Source organism: Enterobacter sp. TMH.L2 (assembly GCF_050847315.1).
Lineage (GTDB): Bacteria > Pseudomonadota > Gammaproteobacteria > Enterobacterales > Enterobacteriaceae > Cedecea.
The window spans coordinates 3,310,248-3,331,894 of the sequence record NZ_CP193791.1; the positions used below are offsets into that span (position 1 = coordinate 3,310,248).

At 55.8% G+C, this 21,647-nt stretch carries 21 protein-coding genes; 10 read left to right on the plus strand and 11 right to left on the minus strand.

Going from position 1 to position 21,647, the window contains the following annotated elements; all coding sequences use genetic code 11:
* Positions 1-86: 86 nt before the first annotated feature.
* Positions 87-641: a GNAT family N-acetyltransferase gene (locus tag ACREYP_RS15920; RefSeq protein WP_166995379.1), complete on the plus strand. Its 555-nt coding sequence runs from the start codon at positions 87-89 to the stop codon at positions 639-641.
* On the opposite strand, the gene pbpG is transcribed toward ACREYP_RS15920, so the two are convergent.
* Together pbpG and ACREYP_RS15930 are read right to left on the minus strand one after the other, a co-directional pair.
* On the minus strand, positions 642-1,583 hold the full coding sequence (pbpG, locus tag ACREYP_RS15925; protein WP_166866045.1) for a D-alanyl-D-alanine endopeptidase: 942 nt from the start codon (positions 1,581-1,583) through the stop codon (positions 642-644). It abuts the gene before it with no gap.
* A 161-nt stretch (positions 1,584-1,744) separates the two neighbouring features.
* On the minus strand, positions 1,745-2,332 hold the full coding sequence (locus ACREYP_RS15930) for a Yip1 family protein (protein ID WP_008456316.1): 588 nt from the start codon (positions 2,330-2,332) through the stop codon (positions 1,745-1,747).
* 288 nt (positions 2,333-2,620) lie between these two features.
* Here ACREYP_RS15930 and ACREYP_RS15935 point away from each other — a divergent pair, with 288 nt between their 5' ends.
* Positions 2,621-3,184 (plus strand): DedA family protein, encoded by a 564-nt coding sequence (locus ACREYP_RS15935; protein WP_008456314.1) that lies wholly within the window; start codon positions 2,621-2,623, stop codon positions 3,182-3,184.
* Here ACREYP_RS15935 and ACREYP_RS15940 read toward each other — a convergent pair.
* Positions 3,181-3,750 (minus strand): TetR/AcrR family transcriptional regulator, encoded by a 570-nt coding sequence (locus ACREYP_RS15940; protein ID WP_498880974.1) that lies wholly within the window; start codon positions 3,748-3,750, stop codon positions 3,181-3,183. The genes ACREYP_RS15935 and ACREYP_RS15940 overlap by 4 nt on opposite strands.
* Positions 3,751-3,855: 105 nt before the next feature.
* Here ACREYP_RS15940 and ACREYP_RS15945 point away from each other — a divergent pair, with 105 nt between their 5' ends.
* The 3 genes from ACREYP_RS15945 to yohP all read left to right on the plus strand — a co-directional run bounded on the left by ACREYP_RS15945 (position 3,856) and on the right by yohP (position 5,347).
* Entirely contained in the window at positions 3,856-4,323 is a 468-nt protein-coding gene (locus ACREYP_RS15945; protein WP_498880975.1) for a nuclear transport factor 2 family protein, read from the plus strand.
* Positions 4,324-4,414: 91 nt separating this feature from the next.
* Positions 4,415-5,152: a class I SAM-dependent methyltransferase gene (locus ACREYP_RS15950; protein WP_498880976.1), complete on the plus strand. Its 738-nt coding sequence runs from the start codon at positions 4,415-4,417 to the stop codon at positions 5,150-5,152.
* A gap of 111 nt (positions 5,153-5,263) precedes the next feature.
* Complete coding sequence (yohP, locus tag ACREYP_RS15955; protein ID WP_008456306.1) at positions 5,264-5,347, plus strand: small membrane protein YohP; 84 nt, start codon at positions 5,264-5,266, stop codon at positions 5,345-5,347.
* A 38-nt stretch (positions 5,348-5,385) separates the two neighbouring features.
* On the opposite strand, the gene ACREYP_RS15960 is transcribed toward yohP, so the two are convergent.
* Positions 5,386-6,339 (minus strand): MBL fold metallo-hydrolase, encoded by a 954-nt coding sequence (locus tag ACREYP_RS15960; RefSeq protein ID WP_498880977.1) that lies wholly within the window; start codon positions 6,337-6,339, stop codon positions 5,386-5,388.
* Positions 6,340-6,417: 78 nt separating this feature from the next.
* Between ACREYP_RS15960 and ACREYP_RS15965 the strand changes: the two genes are divergently transcribed.
* On the plus strand, positions 6,418-7,338 hold the full coding sequence (locus ACREYP_RS15965; protein ID WP_166995556.1) for a LysR substrate-binding domain-containing protein: 921 nt from the start codon (positions 6,418-6,420) through the stop codon (positions 7,336-7,338).
* 75 nt (positions 7,339-7,413) lie between these two features.
* Here ACREYP_RS15965 and ACREYP_RS15970 read toward each other — a convergent pair whose 3' ends face one another.
* The 7 genes from ACREYP_RS15970 to rhlE all read right to left on the minus strand — a co-directional run bounded on the left by ACREYP_RS15970 (position 7,414) and on the right by rhlE (position 16,832).
* Positions 7,414-8,808, minus strand: coding sequence for a glycoside hydrolase family 1 protein (locus tag ACREYP_RS15970; protein ID WP_008456298.1), 1,395 nt, complete (start codon positions 8,806-8,808; stop codon positions 7,414-7,416).
* A gap of 15 nt (positions 8,809-8,823) precedes the next feature.
* On the minus strand, positions 8,824-10,671 hold the full coding sequence (gene bglF, locus ACREYP_RS15975) for a PTS sugar transporter subunit IIABC family protein (RefSeq protein ID WP_498880978.1): 1,848 nt from the start codon (positions 10,669-10,671) through the stop codon (positions 8,824-8,826).
* 136 nt (positions 10,672-10,807) lie between these two features.
* Entirely contained in the window at positions 10,808-11,647 is an 840-nt protein-coding gene (gene licT, locus ACREYP_RS15980) for a BglG family transcription antiterminator LicT (RefSeq protein WP_008456295.1), read from the minus strand.
* Positions 11,648-11,808: 161 nt separating this feature from the next.
* Positions 11,809-12,699 carry a 5'/3'-nucleotidase SurE gene (gene surE, locus ACREYP_RS15985; RefSeq protein WP_166995365.1) on the minus strand — a complete coding sequence of 297 codons (891 nt, stop codon included), beginning with the start codon at positions 12,697-12,699 and terminating at the stop codon, positions 11,809-11,811.
* Between the two features lie 24 nt (positions 12,700-12,723).
* Complete coding sequence (locus ACREYP_RS15990) at positions 12,724-14,052, minus strand: OprD family outer membrane porin (protein WP_008456292.1); 1,329 nt, start codon at positions 14,050-14,052, stop codon at positions 12,724-12,726.
* Positions 14,053-14,330: 278 nt separating this feature from the next.
* A complete protein-coding gene (gene dusC, locus ACREYP_RS15995; protein ID WP_498880979.1) occupies positions 14,331-15,266 on the minus strand; it encodes a tRNA dihydrouridine(16) synthase DusC in 936 nt (311 codons plus the stop codon).
* Between the two features lie 174 nt (positions 15,267-15,440).
* Complete coding sequence (gene rhlE / locus ACREYP_RS16000) at positions 15,441-16,832, minus strand: ATP-dependent RNA helicase RhlE (protein WP_213716704.1); 1,392 nt, start codon at positions 16,830-16,832, stop codon at positions 15,441-15,443.
* A 253-nt stretch (positions 16,833-17,085) separates the two neighbouring features.
* Here rhlE and cecR point away from each other — a divergent pair, with 253 nt between their 5' ends.
* The 4 genes from cecR to ACREYP_RS16020 are packed head-to-tail and all read left to right on the plus strand — an operon-like array spanning position 17,086 to position 21,639.
* The gene (cecR, locus tag ACREYP_RS16005) at positions 17,086-17,781 is read left to right on the plus strand and encodes a transcriptional regulator (RefSeq protein WP_498880980.1); all 696 of its coding nucleotides are present in this window, start codon (positions 17,086-17,088) and stop codon (positions 17,779-17,781) included.
* Positions 17,771-18,778 carry a secretion protein HlyD gene (gene hlyD, locus ACREYP_RS16010; protein WP_008456283.1) on the plus strand — a complete coding sequence of 336 codons (1,008 nt, stop codon included), beginning with the start codon at positions 17,771-17,773 and terminating at the stop codon, positions 18,776-18,778. The genes cecR and hlyD overlap by 11 nt, the downstream gene beginning before the upstream one ends.
* Positions 18,765-20,513 (plus strand): ATP-binding cassette domain-containing protein, encoded by a 1,749-nt coding sequence (locus tag ACREYP_RS16015; RefSeq protein ID WP_498880981.1) that lies wholly within the window; start codon positions 18,765-18,767, stop codon positions 20,511-20,513. The genes hlyD and ACREYP_RS16015 overlap by 14 nt, the downstream gene beginning before the upstream one ends.
* Positions 20,500-21,639: an ATP-binding cassette domain-containing protein gene (locus tag ACREYP_RS16020; RefSeq protein WP_498880982.1), complete on the plus strand. Its 1,140-nt coding sequence runs from the start codon at positions 20,500-20,502 to the stop codon at positions 21,637-21,639. The genes ACREYP_RS16015 and ACREYP_RS16020 overlap by 14 nt, the downstream gene beginning before the upstream one ends.
* Positions 21,640-21,647 lie beyond the last annotated feature (8 nt).

Genomic DNA, 21,647 nt, shown 5'->3' on the forward strand with positions numbered 1-21,647 from the left:
AAACTATGTTTCACGCTTTTTTGGGCATAGATTAATGACGCAGGGTGAAGGCTATCTTCACCCTTTTTCTGCCCAAGGAGCGAAAGATGTCCGCAGTAGAAACTCTGCCTTTCCCTGCCGTACTCATCAGGGAAGCCACCCCCGACGATATCCCCGCGATGACAACGATTTATGCCTGGCACGTGCTGCACGGCAAAGGATCGTTTGAAGAAACCCCGCCTGATGGAAAACAGATGACCGAGCGGCTGGCGGCGGTTCGCGCTCATGGCCTGCCCTGGCTGGTTGCAGTGATTGACAATCAAGTGGTGGGCTACTGCTACGCTACGGTGTACCGCCCTCGCCCCGGCTACCGCTACACGGTAGAAGATTCGGTGTATATCGACGCCGCAATGACCGGACGCGGCATTGGCAAAGCCCTGTTGAGCCAGCTCATCGCGCTGTGTGAAAAAGGGCCCTGGCGGCAGATGATTGCGGTGATTGGCGACGGGGAAAATAATACCGGATCGTGCAAATTACACAGCCAGCACGGGTTTGAAACCGTCGGATGTTTGCGAAGCGTTGGCTTTAAGCTGGGAGACTGGCGGGACACGGTGATGATGCAGCGCCCCCTCAACGGTGGAGACGGGACGCTGCCGGACTGATTACTCTTCTTCTGAACCTGCTGCGGTGTTGCTGGCCATTTGCGCCGCTTTAGAGCGCTTGTAGCTTAACGCCGCCGCCGGAACAGGGGTTACTTTGCCGGTTTCCAGGAAGGAACGCAGGCGGTTGGCGTCGGCGAAGTGGGTGTATTTCCCGAACGCGTCCAGCACCACCAGCGCCACTGGGCGGCCGTTGATGACCGTGCGCATGACCAGGCAGTGGCCTGCGTTATTGGTAAAGCCAGTCTTCGTCAGCTGAATATTCCAGTTTTCACGGTACACCAGATGGTTGGTGTTGCGGAACGGCAGCGTATAAGCCGGGTTGCGGAAGGTGGCCATATCTTCATGCGTGGTGCTGAGCTGGCCCAGCAGAGGGTATTTCTGCGTCGCCACCAGCAGTTTGGTCAGATCGCTCGCGGTTGAGACGTTTTCAATCGACAGGCCGGTCGGCTCCACATAGCGGGTGTGGGTCATGCCGAGGGACTTCGCCTTCGCATTCATCGCGCGAATAAACGCGTCGTAGCCGCCAGGGTAGTGATGTGCCAGGCTCGCCGCCGCACGGTTTTCTGACGACATCAGCGCCAGCAGCATCATGTTTTTGCGGCTGATTTCGCTGTTCAGGCGAACGCGAGAGTAAACGCCCTTCATTTCAGGCGTGTGGCTGATGTCCACTTTCAGCATTTCATCCATCGGCAGATGGGCGTCCAGCACCACCATCGCGGTCATCAGCTTGGTGATGGAGGCAATAGGACGAACCAGATCCGGATGGCTGGAATAGAGAATCTTGTTAGTTTGCAGATCGACAATCATGGCGCTGCCGGAGGCAATCTCCTGACCGGCGCTGGCCGCGTGGGTGGCGACCTTACTGGCCTCTGCCTGCGGGGCAAAAGGCACAGTCATCATCAGCGCAAGGCTGAACAACGATAAACGGATTTTTGTCGGCATGGTGACACTTCTGTAATGATTCCGGAAAAGTAGAGGCTCACCGCTAAGCGTCATCGGGATGACATAAACGTGCGGGGCGCCGGAATCATACTCCGCCGCCCCGCTTGACTGCCAGTTAAGAATCGTAACGTTATATCAAAACTTTCTGTTAATTCGCCCCGTCAGAACAAACGGTAGCCATAACCCCACAGAATCACCGCGACGGCCAGCAGTACTTCTAGCACCAGCACGCCAATGGCCAGGGTTGAGCTGGAAAAACTCATCCCCTCTTCTTTGTCGATGCCGAGGAAGTCCGGCACGCCAACGTAGAGCAGATAGCCGGTGTAGACCAGCGCCAGGGCGCCTACCGCCACGCACAGCCAGACCAGCGGATAAAGCGCCACAATCCCGCTTAAGAACAGCGGCGTGGCCACGTACCCTGCGAAAACCATACAGCGGGCAAGCGACGGACGCTGCGGATAGTTACGCGCCATCCACCAGATAACCCGGCCCATCACCGCGACGCCGCCGAGCATCAGAGCGTAGAAAAGAATGCCCAGATACAGGCCGGTAAACATAGAGAGCTGAACGTAGGTGCCGTCCCCGAAGTTCCAGCCGATTTGCGTGGTGCCGATAAACGCGCAGATGACGGGAATGGCCGCCATCAACAGCACATGGTGAGTGTAGTGATGCGAGACGGATTCGTTCTCGCGCTTAATTTCCTGCATTTCCCGATTAGGATGGGAAAACAATCCCCAGACATGGCTCATACAACCTCCGGACCTGCGGCGCAAATGCTTGCGATACTCCAAGTATAATTCACCTTCAGGTTATTATTTAACCAGACGAAAAATATCTCCGATTCTGTACTAGCCTGGCGGCGATGAGTTGTATGCTTTAGGGAAAATTTCATACCCTAAATAATTCGAGTTGCAGGAAGACGGCAAGGCCGGGAATCCTCAGGAGCATAGCTAACTATGTGACTGAGGTGAGCGGATGCAGCCAACGCACCTGCCACTTGAAGTATGACGGGTATACATGGAGGAGAGTCCAGCTTAATGGATATCAATGGCTTAATAGAACAGTATGGCTACGCCGCGCTGATTATCGGCAGTATGGCAGAGGGGGAAACCATTACCCTGCTAGGCGGCGTGGCCGCGCATCAGGGGCTTTTAACCTTCCCATTAGTCGTCCTGTCTGTCGCACTGGGCGGCATGATTGGCGATCAGGTGCTGTTCCTGGTCGGCAGGCATTTCGGCAGCGCCCTGCTGGCTCGCTTTAAGAAGCATCAAAAGAAAGTGGCCAAGGCGCAGGCGCTGATCAACCGCCATCCCTATTTGTTCGTGATTGGCAGCCGCTTTATGTACGGGTTTCGCATCGTCGGGCCGATTATCATCGGCGCCAGCAAGCTGCCGCCAAAGCTGTTTATCCCGCTGAATATCTGCGGGGCTATCCTGTGGGCCACGCTGTTTACGACGCTTGGCTATCTCGGCGGTGAAGTCGTCGGCCCGTGGCTGCACAGCCTGGATACGCACCTGCGCCACTGGATTTGGCTTATTGTTGCCGTGGTGCTGGTCGTGGCCGTCCGCCTGTGGTTCAAGTACCGGCAAAAAGAGGATTAACCCTCTGCTGCGGGCAGCAGCGCCAGCCACGCCCGCAGCAGCAGAAGCGCCTCTTCGCCGCGGCCATCGCGCTGGGCTTTGACTATCGCCCCGTCAATCACCAGCGCCAGCATTGCTGCCTGCTTCCTGCCCTCGGCATTATCGGGCAAATAACCCGCCAGACATTCCACCATCGCCTGCTTGTGGGCCCGGGCAATCGGCAGCGTATCCGGCAGCGCCTCGGCCATTTCCACCGCCGAGTTGATAAACGCACAGCCGCGAAATGCCTCGTCGTCAAACCAGTTTTGCAAGGTGGCCGCTAACGCTTCCATCACCCCTTTCCCTTCTCCGGTTTGCGCTTCCAGCGTGCGGCTAAACCACGTCATCCAGCGCTGATGGCGGTAGTCCAGAAAGGCACGGATCAGGTCGTCTTTGGCCGGAAAATGCCGGTAGAAGGTCACTTTGGTGACGCTGGCTTCTTTGATGATTCGGTCTATGCCGGTGGCACGAATACCGTCGCGGTAAAACAAGTCGTGCGCGGTGTGCAAAATACGGTCGCGGGCGCCGGGGGTCGCAGCAGTAGGCATGATTTCTCCTGTTAAAAATCTATCATGACGTATGTAGACAAATCTGTCTACCCAGGGTAACCTGGAAGAGTAGACAGACCTGTCTACATTTCACAGGAGCAGACCATGACAGTAAAACCCCCGGTTCCCCCGTTTACGCTCGAGACGGCAAAACAAAAAGTTCGCCTGGCGGAGGACGCCTGGAACAGCCGGGATCCTGAACGCGTCTCGCAGGTTTACGCCCTGAATACCCACTGGCGCAACCGCGCCGAGTTTGTTGCTGGCCGTGAAGCCGTCGTCGGTTTTTTAACCCGCAAATGGCAGCGGGAGCTGGACTACCGGCTGATCAAAGAGATCTGGGCACACGACGGGAACCGCATTGCGGTGCGCTTCGCCTACGAATGGCACGATGATTCCGGCAACTGGTTCCGCAGCTTTGGCAACGAAAACTGGGAATTTGATGAACAGGGCCTGATGATTAACCGCCACGCCTGTATCAACGACACGCCAATCAAAGAGAGCGAGCGTGCCTTTTTCTGGCCGCAGGGCCGCCGCCCGGACGATCATCCTGAGCTCAGTCATTTCGGTTTTTAACGGTTTTGCCGCCGGAGCCGGTTTTCTTTCCGGCGGCGTCGCGTCTAAAATTCCTGCTGGCCAATGATGGCCTCAGTGATTAAGAGGATTTATGACGCAAAATATCTATGACGACCCGGCCTTTTTTGCCGGCTATGCCACGCTGGACCGCTCTGTTAAAGGTCTGGATGGCGCGCCTGAATGGGCAAAAGTTCAGGCGATGCTGCCGCCACTGGCGGGCAAGCAGGTGCTGGATTTAGGCTGCGGCTACGGCTGGTTTTGCCGCTATGCAAGAGATGCCGGCGCGGCAAAAACGGTCGGGCTGGATGTATCGACGCTCATGCTCGCCAAAGCTCGTGAAATGACCGAAGGCCCCGGGATCGAATATCGCCTGGAGGATCTTTCCGCCCTGCAACTGCCGGCAAACAGTCTCGATCTGGCCTACAGTTCGCTGGCGCTTCACTACCTGGAAGACATTCGCCCGCTGTTTGCCACGCTTGAACAGGCGCTGATGCCGGGCGGCAAGCTGGTCTTTACCGCCGAGCACCCGATCTATACCGCCCCCGCGACGCAGGCCTGGCTGCAGGATCGGGCCGGGCAACGCAGCTGGCCGGTGAATCATTATCAGCAGGAAGGCGAGCGTCTCAGCAACTGGTTTGCCGAAGGCGTGAAGAAGCAGCACCGCAAGCTGGCCACCTGGATTAATGCCCTGATTGAAAGCGGCTTTGTGATTGAAAAGCTCGACGAATGGGGCCCGGAAGCCGAACAAATTGCCCTCAACCCCGGGCTGGCAGAAGAGGCCGAACGGCCAATGATCTTCCTGCTCGCGGCAGGTAAACCCCAACGCTAAAGCGCAGTCGTACCCTTTTTTTCGATTATTCCGTCTACGGGGAGGCAACTCCCCCGTCTTCGTATCCTTGCCTATACTCAAAAAGAACCAACTAAAAGGTAAGGAGCGCTAATGAAAATTATTTTATGGGCCATTCTGATTATCTTCCTCATCGGTCTGCTGGTGGTGACCGGCGTATTCAAAATGATCTTTTAAAAACGCGTGGCGCCACGTTGTTGTGGCGCCTTTAGTTATCAATCCGATCGGCTGCTGTAGTTTACCGGCACCCAGCGCCAGGCTTTGCCTTCTTGTTTCACATGACCAATTCCCGGGAAAGCAATGTGCGCCGCCGCGACCCAGTCGCCTTCCTGAGCCGCCAGTTTTAACACTTTCTCACGCGTGGCAACCGCCTGCTGCTGGTTAACATCGAAATGAATCGCCACTTCGGGATCGGGCATCTGCACCGCTTTAGCATGAATAATATCGCCCCACATCAGCATGTTTTGGCCGCCACGGCTAACACGATAAATCACGCTGCCCGGCGTGTGCCCTGCGGCAGGAATGGCTTCGATGCCCGGAAGGATTTCAGTGGGTGCATGAAAAGTGGTGAGTTTACCGGCGTCAATGACCGGGCGAAGCGAACGTTCAGATTCAGCAAAGGTGTGCCGCTGGCCCGGCTCAACGTCGCTGAGGTGTGCGGGGTTGAGCCAGAAATCGACATCTTTCTGCTCCACGCGAACCCTCGCGTTGGGGAAAGCAGGCTTGCCGCGGTATTCCACCCCGCCGGAATGATCGGCATGAATATGGGTCAGCAGCACCAGAGAAATATCTTCAGGGGCAATACCTGCCGCCCGTAAATTCTCCAGCAGGTGCCCACCCGCAGAGCCAAATAATTCCCCGGCTCCCGTATCAACCAGAATCAGTTCGCGCCCCGTATTGATAACAAAGGCATTGATCGACGTTTCTGCGGCGGGCGTCATTGCGTCCTCCGCCATACGCTCGCGTAACTTCTGCGGCGTGATATGCGTCAGCAGTTTATCCAGCGGTACGACTACTGTGCCGTCCGACACCGCCGTAATTTGCCAATCCCCCAGCATCATGCGGTAATATCCAGGCGATTGCTGCTGCGTTATAGCCTGCGGCGTGGCAAGGACAGAAACGGATATTGTGCCGCCTAAAAGCGTTAGCAACATGAGGAAAGTTTTCATTTTATTCTCCAGGCAGGTGTTCAACTTGCCGCCAGTATCCCGTCGGGCGTATCATCACGCCAATTGATTGGAGAAATGATGACTATCAAAGAAAATGATTTCCGCAAAATCGATCTCAACCTGCTGATCGCTTTTGCCGTGCTGTTCCGCGAGCAAAGCGTCTCGCTGGCAGCCGACAAGCTGCACCTCGGGCAGCCTGCGGTCAGCGGCGCGCTGGCAAGATTGCGGGATATGTTCGACGACCCGCTGTTTATTCGCAGCGGCCACCGCATGCAGCCCACCGCGCGCGCAAGCGAACTGCACACCGAGCTGATGCCTCTGCTGGAGCAGCTGCAAAGCGCTCTTTTCCAGCAGGCTGAGTTTTGCCCGGCCAGCGCCAAAGCGACCGTGACCATCGGCATGACCGACTGGGTGGAAATGTGGCTGATGCCAAAACTCATTCCCGCGCTGAAGCAGGACGCGCCGGGAATGCGCATTAACGTTGTCGCCAGCGACCCGTTTACCGACGCCCAAAGGCTGGAAGGTGGCGAGCTGGATATGGCGATCAGCGTGGCGAACCAAAGCGCCCGCTGGCTGGAGCGTGAAGTGTTGACCAGCATGAATTTTGTGACGCTCTGGCACCCACAGCACATCGAGGCCAGTGCACCGCTGCCGCTGGAAGAATATGTCGCCCATCAGCACGTGCTGGTCAGCTATCGTGAAGCCAACAGCAGCCAGATAGACACCCTGCTGGCAAAGCTCGGGCAGACACGCCATATCAGCTACACCACCCCGCATTTTGCTGCGCTGCCGGGATTGCTGATGCAAATGCCCGCGCTGGCAACCGTGCCGGCAGGATTATCAGCCAGTTGGCAGAAAACCTGGGGTTTGGCTGCAAGCCCGGTTCCGGTAGACGTTCCGCCGTTTGAGGTTGCTTTATTGTGGCATCAGCGCCATAACAGCGATGCCGCGCTGATGTGGCTGCGCGGGTTTATTCAGCGGCTGGTGAATGTGGCGTAATAGAGCAGAAAGGGAAGAGGGAAAACGTATTTTCCCTCTTTTAGTCTGACGACAAACTGGCTTTATTTCCGCGGCTTAGCGCTTAAGGCTGCCGCCATTCGTGGCAATCACCTCTTTATACCAGTGGAAGCTTTTCTTTCTCGATCGCGCAAGCGTGCCGTGCCCCTGGTCATCGCGATCAACGTAGATAAACCCGTAGCGTTTCGACAGTTCGGCTTTCGACGCACTAACCAGATCGATTGGCCCCCAGCTGGTGTAGCCCATCACGTCTACGCCGTCCTCAATCGCCTCGCCCACCTGCACCAGATGATCGTTCAAATAGCTGATGCGGTAATCGTCGTTGATCGTGCCGTCAGCTTCGGGCTTATCTTTCGCCCCCAGGCCGTTTTCGACAATAAACAGCGGTTTCTGGTAGCGATCCCACAGCATATTGAGCAGGATGCGCATGCCGGTCGGGTCAATTTGCCAGCCCCATTCAGACGCTGGCAAATGCGGGTTTGGCACCATACTGAGAATATTGCTGCGGGATTTCGCGTTAAGCTCTGCATCTGCCGTCACGCAGCCGGTCATGTAATAGCTGAATGAGATAAAATCGACGGTGTTTTTCAGAATTTCGCGGTCGTTCTCGCTGATTTCAAGCTGAATGCCGTTATCGCGGAAATAGCGCTGCATATAGCCAGGATAAAGGCCCCGACACTGGACGTCGCCGAAGAACAGCCAGCTGCGGTTTTCCTGCAGCGTTTCCAGCACGTCTTCCGGTTTACAGGTGAGCGGGTACATCAGGCCGCCCAGCAGCATATTGCCGATTTTCGCATCCGGGATAATTTCGTGGCAGGCTTTCACCGCCAGGCTGCTGGCAACCAGCTGATGATGGATAGCCTGATAAATTTCGCCTTTGTTCGGCTCGCCTTCCAGCCCGACGCCGGTCAGCGGCGCATGAAGCGACATGTTGATTTCATTGAAGGTCAGCCACAGCTTCACTTTATGCTGATAGCGGGTGAAAACACAGCGGGCGTAACGCTCAAAGTAGTCAATGACTTTGCGATTGCCCCAGCCGCCGTATTGCTTCACCAGCCACCACGGCATTTCGTAGTGAGACAAGGTCACCATCGGCTGAATCCCGTGCTGCGCCAGCTCATCAAACAGTTTGTCGTAATACGCCAGCCCGGCTTCATTTGGCTCAGACTCGTCGCCCTGCGGAAAAATGCGCGTCCAGGCGATGGAAATACGCAGGCAGCTAAACCCCATTTCGGCAAACAGCGCAATGTCCTGCGGGTAGCGGTGGTAAAAATCGATGGCGATATCTTTAATGCCGCTGTCTCCCGGCACGCGCTCCTTCAATGGGCCAAATACCCCCTGCTGCATGACATCCGAGGTAGAAATGCCCTTTCCGCCCTCCTGCCACGCGCCTTCAACCTGGTTTGCGGCGATAGCCCCGCCCCACAGAAATGTCTTCGGAAATGCTGTCATGTCACTCTCCTTTGCTTAACGTTCTACCGTCAGGAACGGCATACCTGAATTGATGCTGGACTGCTGCGTCACACGGGTGACTGCCCGGTAATCCTCGCTATTGCTGACAATTATCGGCGTAGAGAGGTCGTACCCGGCGGCGAGGATGGCCTCGCGGTCAAAGGTAATGAGCAGATCGCCGGGTTTAATTTTGTCTCCCGGCTGGACGTGGGCAGTGAAGTGCTGCCCCTCCAGCTTCACCGTGTCGATGCCAATATGGATTAATACTTCAATGCCACTGTCGCTCAGCAAGCCAATGGCATGCCGGGTCTGAAATAGCGAGGCGACTTCGCCGTAAAACGGCGCTCGGACTTCGTTTGTCAGTGGAATAATGGCCGCGCCCTTACCCAACAGCCCCTCTGCAAACGTAGCATCAGGGACCTGGTCCATCGCCAGTACCGTGCCGCTCATCGGTGACAGAATGTCTTCATCTCCGGCAATGGCCGTGGGTGATGATGAAGCTGGCGCGCTGCGCGGCAGACCAAAAGCCCAGGTCAGCGCGCAGGCCAGCAGCAGTGATAACAGAGTACCGATGATGGCCCCCCACACGGTGCTGTCCATGCCGCCCGGTGGAAGCATCTGCGCCAGGCTGAAAATACTCGCCAGCCCGAAGGAATAAAGATGGCTTTGGCTAAAGCCGACAATGGCCCCGCCAATACCTCCGGCGATGCAGCCAAAAATAAAGGGACGGCGGTTAGGCAGCGTCACGCCATACACCGCAGGTTCGGTGATACCGAAGATCCCCGCAGTCACCGCTGAGCCCGACAGAACTTTGAGCTTTGTATCACGCGTAGAGAGAAAGACCCCCAGCGCGGCACCTACCTGCCCCATTACCGCCGGCAGCAGGAGCGGCATCAGCGTGTCCTGCCCCAGTACGCTGAGGTTGTTGATCATGATAGGGACCAGGCCCCAGTGCAGGCCAAAGATCACGCAGACCTGCCAGATAGCCCCCATGACGGTGCCCGCCAGCCACGGCGCAAAGGCATAAATGGCCTGATAGCCGTGGGCCAGCATTTGGCTCAGCCAGGTTGCTGCCGGCCCAATAATCAGGAAAGTCAGCGGCACTACGGCGCCCAGGCAAACCAGAGGCGTGAAAAAGTTCTTCATGGCTGCCGGGAATACCTTATTGCAACGTTTTTCCAGCCAGCAACTCACCCAGGCGGCAAAGATAATTGGGATCACCGAGGAGCTGTAGTTGATAAAGGTGACGGGCAGATCAAGAAAACGTTCAGACTGAGAGGCAGATTCGAAAGCCTGCATAATCAGCGGATGCGTAAGTGCGCCCCCGATGGCCATGGTCAAAAAGGGACTGCCACCAAATTTTTTCCCGGCCGTGTAACCGAGTACCAACGGGAAGAAGTAAAACAGCGAATCGCTGGCAGCGAACCAGATTTTATAGGTCGCAGACTCGGCATTTAGCCAGCCGCAAACAACGCTGAGCGCCAGCATCCCTTTCAGGATACCCGAGGCGGCCATCACGCCCAGGAAAGGGGTAAAAATTGCCGAGACGATATCGATAAGCCGGTTCAATAAGTTGCTTTTTTCGCCCTGTATTTCTTTTGTTACGGCCTCTTCGCTGATGCCTGCCGCAACGCAGACCGCCGTATAAACATCGTGAACGTGGTTGCCAATCACAACCTGGAATTGCCCCCCGCTCTCCACCACCGTGATAACACCCGGGTTGCTCTTCAGCGCCTGAGGCTCTGCGAGCGAGGAGTCATTCAGTTTGAAACGCAGCCTGGTCGCACAGTGCACCAGACTGACGATGTTTTCCTTGCCACCGACATGTTTCAGGATAGCCTGCGCCAGCCCTTGATAGTCCATAACCCTGTTCCTTTTACGTCCCGCCCGCGGGCGATGTCTGCTGAGTAAAGTTAAAAAAAAACCTGAGCCAGCCGCCCCGCAGGGAAGCTAACGCTCAGGTTTTGCCTGCCGAAGCAGTCACAATCCGTTTTGTTATTTAAGCCTTGCGGCTCTCTTTGCGCACTCGCTCAATATGGATAGCGAGGAACATAATTTCTTCGTTGGTCAGCTCGCGCTGGTAGCTTTTGGCCAGATGCCGCTGAAGTTTCTCTGCACAGCGCCACGCCAACGGGTAGTTATCTTTCACCGCCGCATGCAGAGCTTCATCATCATCCGCCACGGTGGTGCGGTTCAGCATTCTTTGAGCAAAAAACTTCAAATGCGTGACAAAGCGCTGGTAGCTCAGACTCTCGGTCTGGTATTCAATTTGCAGCTGGTACTTCACGATATGCAGGATCTCCTGCATTACGCGGGTGATATCCATCACCTCCGGCATTTCGCCTTCAAGCTGGGCGGTCACCAGATGCAGCGCGATAAACCCCGCTTCATCTTCAGCAAGCAGTACGCCGAGACGCCGGTGAATAATGCCAATGGCTTCCAGCCCGAGAGCAAACTCTTTGGGATATAACCGCTTGATTTCCCACAACAGCACGTTGCGTATCGCCATGCCTTTTTTCTGCCGCTCAATCGCGAAGTGGCAGTGATCCGTCAGCGAAATATAGAGACTTTCCTGTAGCTTACCGAGGCGTTCGCGTGCCAGTTGAATAATACGATCGCAGGCGGTCATCACCTCCAGTGGGATCTGGTTTAGCAGCTCGCTTAATCTCGCCACCAGCTCATCGCTTTGCAGGGCAAATACTTTTTCTATTTGGCTGCGATCGAGGTTATCTCCTGGTTTTTTTTGGAAGCCCAGCCCCTTCCCCATCACCACCTGTTCGCGCTGGTGCTCGTCGAGAATAACCACTACGTTATTGTTCAGTATCTTGGCGATTTCCATGGTTACCCCAGAAACAAAAAAACCTGACCTCTGGCAGAGCCAGATGATCAGGTTTTGCCTGCTAAGCGCAGTAACAATCCAACATATGCACTCTATCACGGAGGATATATCGCTCAAGCTCGTAGGGCGAAAACCGTGATAGCGATCGCGACACTGCCTGACTAGTTAGCCGCGGTTTCTGCTGCAAACAGTTTGCGATACTGTTCGTCAAACTGCGGCGCATTCCACTCTCCGTCAAAGACGGTCCAGGTAATATATCCACGGTTTAGCCAGCCGGTATCGGTATCTGCGTCCACCGGCGTCAACACTTTCTCACTCATGATTTGCTGTGCTTTACCGTCAGGCAACAGTTTGTAGTAGTGCTGAGGCACCGGATTTTGCTCATTTTCAACAAATTTCATGCCCTTAATGGCCTGCTTTTCTAACGGCGGATAGTTAATGCTTAACCCCGAACCGGCGGGTAGCAGCGGCTGACCCGGTTGCCAGGTTTTCGCGAGCGTATCCACAAGGCCAACCACGTAGTCGACTGAGTCCGGCCAGAATTTATGCGTACTTGGCCACCCGGCCTTCATCTCCTGCTCGTTGAGAATATAGCCAATACTGGCGGCAATCGACGGATAACCATACCGAACCGCGCGGGCTGCGGCACCGATGGTGCCAGAGTTCAGCTGCGCAACGCCGGTATTGGGACCGTCGTTCACGCCGGAGATAACCAGGTCCGGTGGCGTATCTTTCATCACGCCCAGCACGCCGAAGTCAAGGGCGTCGGCGGGGGTGCCAGGGAAGCAGTAGCGCTTGTCGGCCACCTTTTTAACGTCGAATATTTTATTCGGCTTAAAGGTAATGGCCGAACCAATACCACTTTGATTGGTGGACGGTGCCACCATCCAGACGTCATATCCTTTGGCCGCCAGCTTCTCCTGCAGTGAGGTTGTCCCAACCGACTCACAGCCATCATCATTGACGACCAGAATACGCATGGGGCGTTCAGCGGCAAAAGCGGAACCTGCAACTAACGTGAGCACCAGCCCGGCGATGATGTTCTTTTTCATATTCACTCCTTATTTATGACGTAATCAAAATAAATTAAACCGATATTCAACGCGTACGCTTCCCCCTACGCCTTTCGCACGGCGGAAACTATGATTGTTTTCGTCCAGGGATGGCATTCTACCAGGCGTTAATTTCCAGCTATAGCTCGGCCCAAATCCGGCGAATACGTTCAGACCTTTAACCTGCGGGCTATGCCAGAGAAAATAACCCCCATACTCCCACTCTTTTAAATCAACACCTTTGTATTGCATGCCAAAACCGTAATTGCCGTAGATGCCCACTAATAATTCAGGCAAGATCTGATACTGGCTGTATAAATACAGCATTTGTTCACCGTCATTAATGTAGTCATTGCCCTCGCCATCGGCTTTGCTATTAAAGGCACCCCGGGTGTTTTTACCAAAGTGCCAATAAAAATGACCTAAGCCGTTATCCAGCGGCGCTCGGGTGTATGACCAACCGAGGCCAGATTCCGCTCGTCCGTATTGATAGCCGACAAGGGCAAAAAGATGTTGTGCGCTGCGGCTGAACCCTCGAGCCCCCTCCCAATCGCTGAGGCCCCGAGCATAGTAGTAAGTGCTTCGTGCCAGGAGATTGAAATCTTTACTAAGCGGCACCACGGCATTCGCTTCAAGCCCGTGGCGGAGAAGATAGCTGTCGCTCTCGGCGGCAATGTAGCTGATTTTGCTACCTTTTTCCGGAGACCAGCTCAGTTCACTGGTCGCAATGTAGTCAATTTGCTTGTTAGTTTTGAGGGTACGAAAGCGGCGTTTTTCTGGCTCATCGCGCTCAGAAAAGCGGTTCACAACGGCGGCCTTTGCGCTAAAATCGTCCCACGCAAACTCGGCGCTAACGCCTTCCCAGGTACTGGGGGCGGCACGGCTGCGGGTGACGTTTAACGCGCCGAATTTATAGAGTTGACGCCAGCCAGCCCAAAGAGAGAGATGCCGCTCAGCGTCGCCCCATCGCGCTTTGGCGTACAGTTGCCCAAGCTTATTGAAGCCTTGCGCTTTGCCGTTTTTGTCCCGCAACAAGTCTCTGCCATAGAAGGCATCGTTGGCGTACAGCTTCGCTACGCCATACCACGAGGCATCGACCCCTACGTGATCCCACAGCCAGCCGCTTTGCCAGTCCAGATGCACCGCCTGAGCCCAGGCGTTCTGATCGCCAATCCCCTGGTCCGCCATTGCATCGGTTGTATTCAACATCCAGACATTTTTTAAGGTGGCATCGAGATGGCTGTTCGTCAGCAGGCCACTGTCATAGTGAGCATAGCTCGCCAACGCATCGGGCATACCTCCCAAGGCAAACAGCAGCATCATGCCACCGGTTATTTTTGTGCGTGAGTACATGATAAACGTCCCTTGTTTTAATAAAAAAAAGCAAAAAAAAACCTAAATTCATTTCCCGACACGCGGAGAATGAATTTAGGTTTTGCCTGTTAAACAGTAGCAATCCTTGGTGTAATTTTCGGGGCTATAGTGGCATCATGCTGAAACCAGCTCCAGCACTAAATAAAATAAAAATGAAATTTTGTGAACTCTATTCAGGAAATAATGAAAGAAGATAAATTAATTTAGAGAAAATGCCCGCCAATTAAAAGTTCAATTAACGGGTTATCTAAAAGAAATTATTTTAACGCGCCAATAACATTGGCGATTTCACCGGACGTTTTTAACGTGCGAATGAGGGTAAACAGCTCCGTTGCTTCGGCGTATTCTTTACGCAAATAACCAAGCCACTGTTTAATCCTTGCCACGTGATACAGCCCGGTATCGCCCTGCTTTTCGAGACGGCTGTATTTTTGCAACAGCGTAACAACCTCGGCCCACGGCATTCGCGCTTCGTTGTATTTGATAACCCGGCTCAGGTTTGGCACATTCAGCGCCCCGCGCCCAATCATCACCGAATCACATCCCGTAGCCGCAAGGCAATCCTGTGCGCTTTGCCAGTCCCAGATTTCGCCGTTGGCGATGACCGGGATCGACAGCCGCTGACGAATCTCACCGATGGCACCCCAGTTGATAAGCTCCGCTTTGTAGCCGTCTTCTTTAGTACGTCCGTGAACCACCAATTCTGTCGCCCCCGCCTGCTGCACGGCATCAGCAATTTCAAACTGACGCGCACCGCTGTCCCAGCCGAGGCGAATTTTTACCGTGACCGGCAAATGCGCTGGCACAGCCTCACGCATGGCTTTCGCGCCGCGGTAAATGAGCTCGGGATCTTTGAGCAAAGTCGCCCCGCCGCCACTGCCGTTAACCAGCTTTGACGGGCAGCCGCAGTTTAAGTCCACGCCCCAGGAGCCGAGTTCGACCGCACGAGCTGCGTTTTCAGCCAGCCACTGCGGGTATTGCCCAAGAAGCTGGACGCGAACCAGCGTACCGGATGGCGTGCGGCTGCCATGATCGAGCTCGGGGCAAAGTTTGAGGAAAGATTTAACCGGCAACAGCTGATCGACCACGCGAAGAAATTCGGTGATACAGAGATCGTAGTCGTTAACCTCGGTAAGAAGTTCGCGAACTAACGAGTCGAGAACGCCTTCCATCGGGGCAAGAAGAACACGCATGACGCATCCGATAATATGTGTGGAGTTTTCCCCTCGCCCCGACTCTCTCCCCAGAGGGGAGAGGCGGAAAACCTGGGATTCCGCTAGTTCCCACCTTCAAAGAAGCAGAAGAAATGCGGGGGTCTTTAATCCCCTCTCCCTTTAAGGGAGAGGGTTAGGGTGAGGGTATGAAACTTACTGCGCTGCCGCTGGTTTACGCGGTGGGCGACGGCGACGGGTATTATCCCCTGCCGGCTTCGCAGCACCTTCGCCCTGCGGTTTACCGCTGCGACGCGGGCCGTTGTTACGCTCACCGGAAGCATTCGCGTTTCCGCCGTTGCCACTGCGACGCTGGCCCTGGCTTTGACCACCGCGACCACCCTGGCCGCCACGACCACCGCCGCCACGCTGCTGACGACCGTTGACGATTGGCTCGGCCGGAATGGATGGATCAACATCAAAACCTGGCAATGCGATACGTGGGATCTCGCGCTTCAGCAGACGCTCGATGTCGCGCAGCAGCTTATGCTCGTCCACGCACACCAAAGAAAGTGCTTCACCGGTGGCTGCCGCACGACCGGTACGGCCAATACGGTGCACGTAGTCTTCCGGCACGTTCGGCAACTCATAGTTAACAACGTGCGGCAGTTCTTCAATGTCCAGGCCGCGAGCCGCGATATCAGTCGCCACCAGCACGCGAATACCGCCGCTTTTGAAGTCCGCCAGCGCGCGTGTACGAGCGCCCTGGCTCTTGTTGCCGTGGATTGCCGCCGCGGTGATACCGTCTTTTTGCAGCTGCTCTGCCAGATGGTTAGCGCCGTGTTTGGTGCGGGTGAACACCAGCACTTGCTGCCAGTTGCCTTCGCCAATCATCTGCGACAGCAGTTCCCGCTTGCGCTTTTTGTCCACAAAGTGAACGTGCTGCGTGACCTGCTCAGACGCCGTGTTGCGGCGAGCCACTTCCACTTCTTCCGGGTTGTGCAGCAGCTTCTCAGCCAGCGCTTTAATGTCGTCGGAGAAGGTTGCGGAGAACAGCAGGTTCTGGCGGCGTGCAGGCAGTTTAGCCAATACGCGACGAATGTCATGAATGAAGCCCATATCCAGCATGCGGTCGGCTTCGTCCAGCACCAGAATCTCGATCTGATCGAGTTTCACCGCATTCTGATGCTCAAGATCCAGCAGACGGCCTGGGGTTGCTACCAGCACATCCACGCCGCCGCGCAGCTTCATCATCTGCGGGTTAATGCTCACGCCGCCAAAGACAACCAGCGAGCGGATATTTAAATATTTGCTGTAGTCGCGGACGTTCTCACCAATCTGCGCCGCCAGTTCGCGGGTTGGGGTGAGGATCAGCGCACGCACCGGGCGACGGCCCTTCAGGTGAGGCGCGCTGTCGGTCAGACGCTGTAACAGCGGCAGGGTAAAGCCTGCGGTTTTGCCGGTGCCGGTTTGGGCACTGGCCATCAGGTCACGGCCTGATAAGACTACCGGGATTGCCTGGCGCTGAATTGGGGTAGGCTCACGATAGCCCTGCTCTTCCACCGCACGCAAAATATCGGCATTCAGGCCGAGAGAATCAAAAGACATAGGAACTCCAGAACCGCCCTGACCGCATTGTGCGGTGTAGTTTCCAGGGGGAACATCACGCGCCAGCGCTAAGCTGGCGAAGAGAGGAGGCGCAAACCACGGCGCCGTTCGCGTGCAGTGTAGCAGTTTTTGTGATCTTCCGCATAAATTCTCATTTTCCTCTCCGCAAGCAGAATAAAGCCTTGTACTGGACAGGGTTGATAACTTTGCTTACTCTTAATCAATCGATTGATTAACATTTTAAGAGGTCGGTATGACACCTTCGCCGACGCCGGTCACCAGCCGCGGAGAGCAGGCTAAAAATACGCTCATCACCGCCGCCATCGCGCAGTTCGCTGAATATGGCATGCACGCCACCACGCGAGATATCGCCGCCCAGGCTGGGCAAAATATTGCCGCGATCACCTACTACTTTGGCTCCAAAGAAGCGCTGTATATGGCTTCCGCTCAGTGGATTGCCGATTTCATCAGCGGTAACTTTCACGAGCATGTTGTCCACGCAGAAGCCCTTCTTTGCCAGCCCGAACCGGACAAAGAGAAAATACGTCATCTTATTCATACCGCGCTCGGGCAAATGATCGCCCTGCTGACCGCCGACGACACGCTCAACCTGAGCAAATTTATCTCCCGCGAGCAACTTTCCCCGACCGCCGCTTATCAGCTTATTCACCAGCAGGTTATCGACCCGATGCACACTCTGCTGACCACGCTGGTGGCGCATTACACCGGGCGAGATCCTTTTGATACCGACACTATTTTGCATACCCACACGCTGCTCGGCCAGGTGCTGGCCTTCCGGCTTGGGCGAGAAACGATTCTGTTGCGCACCGGCTGGCCTCAGTTTGACCAGGCCAAAGTGCAGCAAATAAGCCGCGTGGTGCTGAGCCACGTTGATTTCATCCTGCAGGGATTATCCGTAAACAGAGGAAAAGCTAGTGATGAACAATAAGAAGCCGGTGATTGCCGTCATTGTGATTCTAGTGCTCGTGGCCGCGGCGTTTGGCGGCTGGAAATGGTATCAGAGCCAGCAAAACAGCGAGCTAACGCTTTACGGCAACGTGGATATCCGCACCGTTAACCTTAGCTTCCGCGTGGGAGGGCGACTCGCGGCGCTTGAGGTAGATGAAGGCGATGCAATCAAAACCGGTGAACCGCTGGGGCTGATAGATAAAGCACCGTATGAAAACGCTTTGCGCCAGGCCGAAGCCAACGTTGCGGCCGCCCAGGCTAAGTACGATTTGATTATTGCGGGCTACCGTGACGAAGAAATAGCCCAGGCTGCAGCGCAGGTTAACCAGGCGCAGGCGGCCTATGATTACGCGCAAAACTTCTACCAGCGCCAGCAGGGATTGTGGGCGACCAAAACCATCTCGGCGAATGATTTAGCCAACGCCCGCTCGTCCAGCGACCAGGCAAAAGCCACGCTGAAAGCGGCCCAGGATAAGCTCAGTCAGTACCGCAGCGGCAACCGCCCGCAGGAAATCGCTCAGGCGCAGGCCAGCCTTCAGCAAGCCAAAGCACAGCTGGCTCAGTCGCAGCTAGATCTGCAGGACACCACTCTGATTGCGCCTTCTGACGGCACGTTGCTGACCCGTGCCGTTGAACCCGGCAGCATGCTTAACGCAGGCAGCACGGTACTCACCCTGTCGCTCACTCGCCCGGTGTGGGTTCGCGCCTATATCGACGAAACCAACCTCGGGCAGGCCAAACCCGGCAGCGAACTGCTGATTTACACCGATGGCCGCCCGGACAAGCCATACCACGGCAAAGTGGGATTTGTGTCTCCAACGGCGGAGTTCACGCCAAAAACGGTTGAAACTCCCGATTTGCGCACGGATTTAGTCTACCGCTTACGCATTATCGTGACCGATGCAGATGACGCGCTGCGTCAGGGCATGCCCGTTACGGTGAAATTCAACGGTGGAAGTCAGCATGAGCAGCAATGACGCGGTCATTCATCTGCAGGGGCTGGTGAAGCGTTTCCCTGGCCTTGAAAAACCGGCCGTCGCCAGCCTGGATTGCGAAATTCATGCCGGGGCAGTCACCGGCCTGGTCGGCCCGGACGGCGCGGGGAAAACCACGCTCATGAGGATGCTGGCTGGATTGCTGCAGCCAAGCGAAGGCGCAGCCTCGGTGATCGGCCTCGACCCGATTAAAGACGATCGCGCTTTGCACGCTGAACTGGGCTACATGCCGCAGAAATTTGGCCTGTACGAAGATTTGACGGTAATGGAAAACCTGATGCTTTATGCCGACCTGCGCGGCGTGACCGGGGAGCAGCGTAAAAGCACCTTTGCCCGACTGCTGGAATTCACCTCTCTCGGGCCGTTTACCGAGCGGCTGGCGGGCAAACTCTCAGGCGGAATGAAGCAAAAGCTTGGTCTCGCCTGTACGCTCGTCGGCCAGCCGAAAGTCCTTTTGCTGGATGAACCTGGCGTAGGCGTAGACCCCATATCCCGGCGTGAACTGTGGCAAATGGTGCACGAGCTGGCGGGCGAAGGCATGCTGATCCTCTGGAGCACATCGTATCTCGATGAGGCCGAGCAGTGCCGAGAAATCCTGCTGATGAACGAAGGCGAGCTGCTTTATCACGGTGCGCCGAAAGCGCTGACGCAGAAGATGGCCGGGCGTTCACTGCTGGTCAGCCACGAGCAGGAGAATAATCGCCAGCTACTTCAGCGCGCGCTGAAGCTGCCGCAGGTCAGCGACGGCGTGATTCAGGGGCGCTCTGTGCGGCTGATCCTTGCCAAAGAGGCGAAAGTGAACGATCTGGCAAATGCCCTGCACGTGCCCGAGTCCAGCCTGAAAGAAACTGACCCGCGCTTTGAAGACGCGTTTATTGATTTACTGGGTGGCGCCGCCGCGAACGAATCGCCGCTGGGCGATATTCTTCATACCGTTGACGGCAAGTCAGGTGAGACGGTGATTCAGGCCGAAGAGCTAACCAAAAAATTCGGCGACTTTGCCGCCACCGACCACGTTAACTTTGCCGTTAAGCGCGGTGAAATCTTCGGGCTGCTTGGCCCTAACGGCGCCGGCAAGTCCACCACCTTCAAGATGATGTGTGGTTTGTTAGTCCCCACTTCGGGCAAAGCACTGGTGCTGGACATGGATTTGAAAACCAGCTCCGGCAAAGCACGCCAACACCTGGGCTACATGGCGCAAAAATTCTCCCTCTACGGCAACCTGACGGTGGCACAAAATCTCCGTTTCTTCTCCGGTGTTTATGGCCTTCGCGGGCGCGTTCAGCAGGACAAAATTGCCCGCATGAGCGAGGCGTTTGCGCTGCAGCCTATCGCCAATAGCACGACAGATTCTCTGCCGCTGGGTTTTAAGCAGAGGCTGGCGCTTGCCTGCTCGCTGATGCATGAACCGGATATTCTGTTTCTCGACGAACCAACGTCCGGCGTGGATCCCATTACCCGCCGCGAGTTCTGGCTGCATATTAACAGCATGGTAGAGAAGGGCGTGACGGTGATGGTGACCACTCACTTTATGGATGAGGCAGAATACTGCGACCGCATCGGGCTGGTCTACCGAGGCAAGCTGATTGCCAGCGGCACGCCGGACGACCTAAAACAGCAGATAGCGGATGACGACACGCCCGACCCCACCATGGAGCAGGCGTTTATCGGGCTGATTCACGAGTGGGATAAGGAGCACAGCGATGAGCGAACATAGCCAAAGGATATCGTGGCGCCGCGTCCGCGCCCTGTGCGTGAAAGAAACCCGGCAAATCGTGCGCGACCCCAGCAGTTGGTTAATCGCCGTGGTTATCCCGCTTCTGCTGCTGTTTATCTTCGGCTACGGCATTAATCTCGATTCCAGCCGCCTCCACGTCGGCGTGCTGATCGAGCAGCAGAGCGAAGACGCGCTGGATTTCACCCACGCCATCAGCGCCTCGCCGTTTATTGAGCCCACCATCAGCGATAACCGCGAGCAGCTGATTCAGCTCATGCAGGCCGGGAAAATTCGCGGCATGGTGACAATTCCGCCCGACTTTGCGCAGAACATGGCCCGCCCCGGCGCAACGGCCCCGATTCAGGTGATCACCGACGGCAGCGAGCCCAATACGGCTAACTTTGTTCAGGGCTATATGCAGGGGATCTGGCAGCTTTGGCAGCAACAGCGGGCGGAAGATCGCGGGGAGCACTTTGAGCCTTTAATCGAGGTGCAGCTGCGCTATTGGTTTAACCCCGCTGCCATCAGCCAGCACTTTATTATTCCCGGCGCGGTGACCATCATCATGACGGTCATTGGCGCAATACTGACGTCTCTGGTCGTGGCCCGGGAATGGGAGCGCGGCACCATGGAGGCTCTGCTTTCCACGCAGGTGACAAAGACTGAACTGCTGCTCTGCAAGCTGGTGCCCTATTATGTTTTGGGGATGTTAGCCATGCTGCTTTGTATGCTGGTGACGGTGTTTATTCTCGGCGTACCGTGGCGCGGCTCGCTGTTACTACTGTTTCTGATCACCAGCCTGTTTTTACTTAGCACGCTGGGCATGGGGCTGCTGATCTCCACCATTACACGCAACCAGTTTAACGCCGCGCAGGTCGCGCTGAACGCCGCATTTTTACCGTCCATCATGCTGTCCGGCTTTATTTTCCAGATAGACAGTATGCCGGCGATTATCAGGGCGGTGACCTACGTCATCCCGGCGCGCTACTTCGTCAGCACCCTGCAAAGCCTGTTCCTGGCGGGGAATATCACCTCGGTGTTGATCGTCAACACGCTGTTTTTGATTGCCTCGGCGGTGATGTTTATCGGCCTGACGGCGCTGAAAACCAAACGTCGGCTCGATTAGGGAGAAAG